Raw genomic sequence first — 7,315 nt, 5'->3', positions numbered from 1 at the left:
ATAGTTTTTTAAAAATTGATAAGATAATTGCCATAATGATATTGTTAAAAAAGAAATACTTATCTTAACATGGGGGTAAAACATTGACACAGATTAATTGGATGAGTGAGGTTGAAAAACGAAAAGATGCACTCATTAAAGACACCCAGGGATTATTACATATTAGAAGTCTTTTAGACGAAGAAAATACTACTCCGGAAGCGCCTCTTGGGCAGGGGGTAAAAGAAGCGCTCGATTATATGCTTCAGCTAGGTGAAAAAGATGGATTTACTCCAAAAAATGTTGGGAATTTAGCGGGACACCTGGAGTTTGGTGAAGGAAAAGAGGTGCTTGGCGTTCTCTGCCATGTGGATGTGGTTCCAGAAGGGGACGGCTGGTCAAGCAATCCGTATGGGGCAGAAATTCGTGATGGAAAAATTTATGCACGAGGTGCTTTGGATGATAAAGGCCCAACAATGGCGGCTTACTATGCAATGAAAATTGTGAAGGAACTAGGATTGCCACTTAAAAAGCGAGTCCGAATGATCATTGGGACGGACGAGGAGAGCAATTGGCGCTGTGTAGAGCATTATTTTCAGCATGAAGAAATGCCGGCACTAGGATTTGCCCCAGATGCTGATTTCCCCATTATTAATGCGGAAAAAGGAATTGCGGATTTCGATATGGTTCAGCAAAAATCGTTCAAAGACAGCGCTGAGGGAGAGGTTGAGGTCGTCAGCTTTGTTTCTGGAAAGAGGTACAATATGGTACCTGATTATGCTAAAGCCATATTACAATTAAGTGAAAATCAAGCGGGGTTACTTGAAGACTATACTTCCTTCATGAGGGAATATGACCTCGAACATAGTCATCTTGCCGAAAACGGAACATTAATTTTAGAAGTAAAAGGTATTTCCGCACATGGAATGGAACCAAAAAACGGGAAAAATGCCGGGCTGTTTTTAGCAGAATTTCTTTCAAAGCTAAATTTACAGGCGAAAGCCTCCCATTATTTCCAATTCGTATCCCGCTATTTCTTTAACGATTCAAGGGGTGTAAACCTTGGAGTAGCTTATTCTGATGATATCTCTGGAGACCTTACCATCAATCCCGGCAAACTGTCATTTTCGCCACGATCCGGCGGCAGTATTGGCATGACATGCAGGTATCCTGTTACAAATAAAATGGAGCATACGAAAGCCAAGCTGGATGCATTCCTTATAGACGAAGGCTTCGAGATTAACCATTTCTCAGACTCTAAGCCGCATCATGTGGATGAAAAAGAATTCCTCATTCAAACCTTGAAAAAGGTGTATGAAGAACAAACAGGTGAAAAGGCTGAACTAATTGCAATAGGAGGCGGAACTTATGCCCGTTCTCTTAAATCGGGTGTAGCCTTTGGACCGCTATTCCCTGGAAGACCAGATATTGCCCATCAAAAGGATGAATATATGTATATTGAAGACTTGTTAAAAGCAACAGCGATTTATGCACAGGCAATCTATGAATTGGCACAAATTGAATAAGTAAAAAAAGGGGAAATCGAAAATGAAGTTCGCAATATTAAACGGTACAATAATCGATCGATCTGAAGCAAAAGTGGATGTAGAAGACCGCGGCTATCAATTTGGTGATGGGGTATATGAGGTCATCCGGGTCTATAACGGTAAAATGTTTACTCCCGAAGAACATATGGAGAGATTTGTGAAAAGCTCTAACAGTATCGGTATTTCACTGCCAATTACTACAGAACATATAACGCAATTACTTGAAGAGCTTATTGATAAAAATAATCTTCAGCTTGGGACGATTTATATGCAAATCACAAGGGGAGTCGCAGCTCGTAATCATGCTTTCCCAACGGAAGAGACCGTCCCATCGCTGGTGGCTTATACGAAAGAGGTTGGACGACCCGCAGAAAGTTTGAAAATAGGTGTAAAAACCATTCTCACTGAAGATATCCGCTGGCTGCGCTGTGATATTAAAAGTCTTAATTTATTAGGCAACCTATTAGCAAAACAAAAAGCAGCTGAAGCAGGGGCATTTGAAGCAATCCAGCATCGTGGTCAGGATGTTACCGAAGGAAGCTCGTCAAACATCTATATTGTAAAAAATGGAACTGTCGTTACGCACCAATCAAATAACTTAATTTTAAAAGGAATCACAAAGGATGTTATTTTGGACCTTTGTTTAAAAAATAATATTCCTGTTGAGGAACGAACCTTTACCCTCGATGAATTGGCCCTGGCTGATGAAGTGTTCATGTCCAGTACAACAGCAGAGGTCATGCCGATAATCGAAATTGATGGTAAAAAAGTAAGGGCCGGCTTGCCGGGTCCAGTTACAATAAATTTACAAGAGCTATTTGTTAAAGAAATAGAAAAACAATGTGGAAATCTATAGAATTAGAAAAAGACGTGCCATTTTTAGCACGTCTTTATTTCTATTCAAACTGGAATAAATCGCCAGACAAGTATCTTTCCCCTGTATCACAAGCAATGCATACTACTACTTTATCCGGTGATAATTTCTTAGCGACTTGTAAAGCAGCAAAGCAGGCAGCACCTGAAGATGGTCCAACAAGTATACCTTCTTCACTAGCTAATCTGCGGGATACTTCATAAGCATCCTCATCCGAGATCTTTTGAATTTCGTCATATACATCTTGGTTAAGGATATCGGGAATAAATCCGGGGCTGGTTCCAACGAGCTTATGTTTGCCGGGTTTCCCGCCAGATAACACAGGTGACCCTTTTGGTTCCACGACATGGATTAATAGGTTATCATAATGTTTTCTTAAAGCTTCTCCTGTACCTGTAATGGTCCCGCCCGTTCCGGCAGTGGCTACAAAAGCCGACAACGGCTTGCCAATTTCCTCCATCGCTTCGATGATCTCAACAGCAGTAGTGAAACGGTGGGCATCAGGGTTTGCCGCATTCTCAAACTGCATTGGAATAAAACTATTTGGAATAACTTTTGCTAATTCTTGTGCTTTTTTTATCGCACCCGGCATTTTTTCCTCCCCTGGAGTAAGAACAACCTCTGCACCGTAAGCTTTTAAAATATTAATTCGTTCCTGTGTCATCGTGTCAGGCATCACGATAACCGAGCGATAGCTGCGAGCCGCTGCATTCATTGCTAAACCGATACCTGTATTACCGCTGGTCGGTTCTATGATGGTGGAGCCTTTGGTTAATTTTCCTGCTTTTTCTGCCTCGATTATCATATTAAAAGCGGCTCGATCTTTTACACTTTTACTAGGGTTAAAAAACTCAAGCTTTAAATATACAGAAGCTCCGTCTTTAGGAGCAAGGCGATTTAGTTTGACAAGTGGTGTGTCTCCGATTAGTTCGGCAATATTATTTACGACTTTCATTTGGGCCCTTCCTTTCTGTACCTGCTATCCTAATGATAAATAATTTTCTTGGCAATGTAAAAAATATCGAATAATGTTCTTCGTTAAGTAGATACAATTATGTCAAAATAGACTAAAATTTAATAAAGGATGAACGATCATGGAACATCGGAACCATTTTTTCTTTGCAGTTAAAATCCCTAATGAAACGAAATTAGTCCTAAAGGACCGGATGGAAAAATTAAAAGAACGCCTCCCTTTTAACCGCTGGGTTCATCATCAGGATTTGCATATTACCTTGGCCTTTCTAGGGGGGGCTGCTTCTGAAAAGCTGGCAGAAGCAGAAAAAAAGGTGAGAGAAGCCATAAAGGATGAAAAAGCATTTAATTTGAAAATAAACAAACTTGGAATATTTGGTAGTCAAGATTCACCCAGGATATTTTGGGCGGATACGATCGAGAGCCATGAGCTGAATGAACTAAGAGGTAAAGTTTTTTCTGCTTGTGAAAAGGCTGGCTTCCAACTAGAAACTCGGCCATTTCGCCCCCATATTACACTAGCTAGAAAATGGAATGGGGAACAAGTTTTTCAAAGAGAGCAGCTTGAAGTATGGCAAGACCATCAGCCAGAACTACTAACCTTTCAAGCTCAACAAGTAGTGCTTTACCAAACACATCTTCAAAAAACACCTAAATATGAAGCGAAAACGATATATCCTTTAAAATAACATTCAGTAAGGGTTGGCGAAATGAAACAAATATATTTTATTATCAATCCAAAAGCAGGGAACGGCCACTGCTTTAAAATTTGGAGACATATTGAAGCCTTATTAAAGGCAGAACAAATCTCCTACCTGGCATTTTTTACAGAATATCCAGGTCACGCCAAAATTCTCGCCAGCCAAATTGCTGCCAGCAACAATGACCTAAAATTAATCATAGCTGTTGGCGGAGACGGAACGATGCATGAGGTTATGAATGGAATTGTAAGTAACCATAAAATTACTTTAGGATTTATCCCTGGGGGGTCAGGAAACGATTTTTCACGAGGGTTTCAAATACCTTCAGACCCAATAGAAGCCCTAAAGGTAATAATGCGTTTGATAAAGAAGGAAGGGCACTCAATTGACACAGGAAAAATAGTGTTGGGTGATCATTCAGAGCATTATTTTATAAACAACATGGGTGCAGGATTTGATGCCCTTATTTCCTATGAAGTGAATCAATCCCCAATAAAGGCCCTATTTAACAAGCTTTTAATGGGCCGCTTGGTTTATGTGTATTTTCTCCTAAAAAAGGTTTTTACTTTTAAAACATCTACAATTGATTTATCAATTGACGGGAAAAAGCATATATTTGAACAAACATGGTTTGTCACCGTTTCCAATCAACCTTATTATGGAGGCGGAATGAAGATTGCTCCTGAAGCCGAACCAGATGATGGACTCTTCGATATAACTGTAGTTCATGAGTTATCTAGAATTAAGTTGTTATTAGTTTTTATAAGTGTTTTTTGGGGGAAACATATCTATTTTAAAGAAGTGAAAACCTTTAAAGGGAGGGTTATTTCCATTCATTCACATGACTCATTCTATGTTCATGGGGATGGAGAGCATCTTGGATTTACACCCTTGACCATTAACCTGCAACAGAAAGCCCTGTCAGTGTTAACAAGAAGGGTTCGTAAAGAAATAGTTGATTTGAAAGAGAGGGACTCGAATGATTGCCACTGAACGAAATTTTCTTGCCTACTTAGATGAGATGAAGATCATTACGATTCTTCTTCCACTTTCATATCATCATGGTTTATCCTCTTCATTCATTGTTTCCGATGACATTCAACAGTTCCCCTTGACGATTATGGAAAAGCGGCAAATAGAAAACAAGATGAAGTATATTTGCCAGCTTTCAGAGGAAATTTTGTTTGGAAGGCAGTATTGGATATTGGATGAACATGGAGGAAAAACAGATCTTCAGATAGGTGCAGTCATCCGAACGAATTCATTTGATGATAAATTTTATTATAACGGTAACGATCTAGGCGTGACTTATGGTGAAAAGCAAACTCAGCTGAAAATTTGGGCTCCGACAGCAACTGGAGTCAAATTAAAATTACGTCCTCCTGGCAGTCAATTTTCAGAAATTCTAAAAATGAAGCGGGAAGATCGTGGGATTTGGTCCGTTACAGTAAATGGAGATTTAGAATACTATCATTATAGTTTTCTTGTTCACGTTAACCTGGAATGGCGTGAGGTAGTTGATCCTTATGTGAAGGCCTTGACGGCAAATGGTGAACATGGTGTGATTGTAAACCTTGCAAAAACAAGGCGGCCCAAAATCAATCTGCCTATTATCTCAAACCCTGTTGATGCCATTATTTATGAAACACATATCAGAGATTTTACCATTCATCCAAGCAGCGGAGTAAACCATAAGGGTCTTTATCTTGGCGCTGGTGAGTTAGAAACAAAAGGAAAAGATAGCAGTCCCACGGGATTGTCCTATTTAAAAGAGTTGGGGATTACTCACATTGAATTTCTTCCTGTACATGATTTTGCAGGTGTTAATGAACTGGAACCAAACAAGGATTATAACTGGGGATATAACCCGCTCCATTTTAATGCTCCAGAAGGCAGTTATTCTACTGATCCCGCTAATCCCTATTCCAGAATTATGGAATTAAAGCACTTAATTGATCAAATTCATCGTTCTGGTCTCAGGGTCATTATGGATGTTGTTTATAATCATATTTATATTCGCGAGAATTCCTCGTTTGAAAAAGTGGTTCCTGGTTATTATTTCCGTCATAATGAGATAGGACTTCCTTCAAACGGGACTGGTGTTGGCAATGATATTGCATCTGAGCGGAAGATGGTTAGAAAGTTTATATTAGACTCGATTCAATACTGGATGGAAGAATACCATATTGATGGCTTTCGATTTGACTTAATGGGTATTTTGGATGTTGAGACAATGAATTTAGTCAAAGCTCTCTGTGACAGCATAGCAAGTGACACGATTATTCTGGGGGAGGGCTGGAACTTAAACACGCCACTTTCACAAGAGCGAAAGGCGATTATAGCGAATCAGGCAAAAATGCCGGGAATAGCCCAGTTTAATGATAGGTTTCGCGACAGCATTAAAGGCAGTACTTTTAATTTATTTGATAAAGGCTATGCTTTAGGGAATGAGCATTACCTTGAGGCAGCAATTGAGTTATTGACAGGAAGCATCGGTTTCAATAAAAAAGGACATGGATTGTTTAATGAACCATCCCAATCAATAAATTATGTTGAATGTCATGATAATCATACGATGTGGGATAAGCTTCTGGCCTGTCACAAAAATACAGATGATTCTTCCCGAATGAAATATCACCGGCTTGCGACAGGGATGGTCTTATTGGCACAAGGGATTCCTTTTCTGCATAGCGGACAGGAGTTTTTTAGAACGAAACAAGGGGATGGAAACAGTTATCGTTCACCAGATTCCATTAACCAACTCGATTGGGATCGGAAAAGCATATATAAAGAAAATGTGGAGTATATGAAGAGCCTTATTCAAATCAGAAAAACATACTCCTGCTTTCGAATGAGAACCCAAGCTGAAATTCGCTCGAATATTCGGATTTTACCGTATAACTCCCCTGTTTTAGGAATTTATTTTGAAAAGGCAAAAGTAATCTTCATCGTTAATTCGTCATCCCTAGAGCACCGGATTACCCTTCCTGAAGGGGAATGGTCTGTTTTAGCCAATCATGAATTTGCAGGGATATCTACATCTAAAGCCTTTAAGGTTGGGGAAATAATAATTGAACCAATCTCGCTAAATATTTTAGTGAAAAAATAGTTTCCCTAGATTACTTGACGAAAAAAGGCAATTGGAGATAAAATTTATTAAGATGGCTATTGTGTGCTATGGTTTCAATAGCCTTTTTTTATTTTTTAAATAAAGGTAAAAAGGCGCATGCGTTTTTATCTAA

Annotated in this window: 6 protein-coding genes; 5 read left to right on the top strand and 1 reads right to left on the bottom strand. The window is 39.2% G+C overall.

Annotation, left to right across the window (positions count from 1 at the left end; genetic code table 11):
- Nucleotides 1–83: 83 nt before the first annotated feature.
- Both pepV and dat read left to right on the top strand, forming a co-directional pair.
- Nucleotides 84–1,505: a dipeptidase PepV gene (pepV, locus tag V7161_RS02755; protein ID WP_335442161.1), complete on the top strand. Its 1,422-nt coding sequence runs from the start codon at nucleotides 84–86 to the stop codon at nucleotides 1,503–1,505.
- A gap of 22 nt (nucleotides 1,506–1,527) precedes the next feature.
- Nucleotides 1,528–2,382 carry a D-amino-acid transaminase gene (dat, locus tag V7161_RS02750; protein ID WP_335442160.1) on the top strand — a complete coding sequence of 285 codons (855 nt, stop codon included), beginning with the start codon at nucleotides 1,528–1,530 and terminating at the stop codon, nucleotides 2,380–2,382.
- 40 nt (nucleotides 2,383–2,422) lie between these two features.
- Here the strand turns inward: dat and cysK are convergent, their stop codons facing one another.
- Entirely contained in the window at nucleotides 2,423–3,355 is a 933-nt protein-coding gene (gene cysK / locus V7161_RS02745) for a cysteine synthase A (RefSeq protein ID WP_335442159.1), read from the bottom strand.
- 139 nt (nucleotides 3,356–3,494) lie between these two features.
- Here cysK and thpR point away from each other — a divergent pair, with 139 nt between their 5' ends.
- From thpR to pulA, 3 genes are read left to right on the top strand one after another with little or no spacing between them, the layout of a single operon-like run.
- Nucleotides 3,495–4,061: an RNA 2',3'-cyclic phosphodiesterase gene (gene thpR / locus V7161_RS02740; RefSeq protein ID WP_335442158.1), complete on the top strand. Its 567-nt coding sequence runs from the start codon at nucleotides 3,495–3,497 to the stop codon at nucleotides 4,059–4,061.
- A gap of 21 nt (nucleotides 4,062–4,082) precedes the next feature.
- Complete coding sequence (locus V7161_RS02735; RefSeq protein ID WP_335442157.1) at nucleotides 4,083–5,066, top strand: diacylglycerol/lipid kinase family protein; 984 nt, start codon at nucleotides 4,083–4,085, stop codon at nucleotides 5,064–5,066.
- Nucleotides 5,053–7,182 (top strand): type I pullulanase, encoded by a 2,130-nt coding sequence (gene pulA, locus V7161_RS02730; RefSeq protein WP_335442156.1) that lies wholly within the window; start codon nucleotides 5,053–5,055, stop codon nucleotides 7,180–7,182. The genes V7161_RS02735 and pulA overlap by 14 nt, the downstream gene beginning before the upstream one ends.
- The last annotated feature ends 133 nt before the right edge of the window (nucleotides 7,183–7,315 follow it).

Origin of the sequence: Neobacillus drentensis (assembly GCF_036965425.1) — a bacterium.
GTDB classification, from domain to species: domain Bacteria; phylum Bacillota; class Bacilli; order Bacillales; family Cytobacillaceae; genus Neobacillus; species Neobacillus drentensis_F.
Note: the sequence above shows the minus strand (reverse complement) of the source record. Positions and strands in the feature narration are given on the sequence as shown.

What these genes read in the sequence shown, in the direction of transcription:
- thpR (WP_335442158.1), top strand. Translation starts at nt 3,495, where the DNA reads ATGGAACATCGGAACCATTTTTTCTTTGCAGTTAAAATCCCTAATGAA.
- dat (WP_335442160.1), top strand. Translation starts at nt 1,528, where the DNA reads ATGAAGTTCGCAATATTAAACGGTACAATAATCGATCGATCTGAAGCA.
- pulA (WP_335442156.1), top strand. Translation starts at nt 5,053, where the DNA reads ATGATTGCCACTGAACGAAATTTTCTTGCCTACTTAGATGAGATGAAG.
- V7161_RS02735 (WP_335442157.1), top strand. Translation starts at nt 4,083, where the DNA reads ATGAAACAAATATATTTTATTATCAATCCAAAAGCAGGGAACGGCCAC.
- cysK (WP_335442159.1), bottom strand. Translation starts at nt 3,355, where the DNA reads ATGAAAGTCGTAAATAATATTGCCGAACTAATCGGAGACACACCACTT.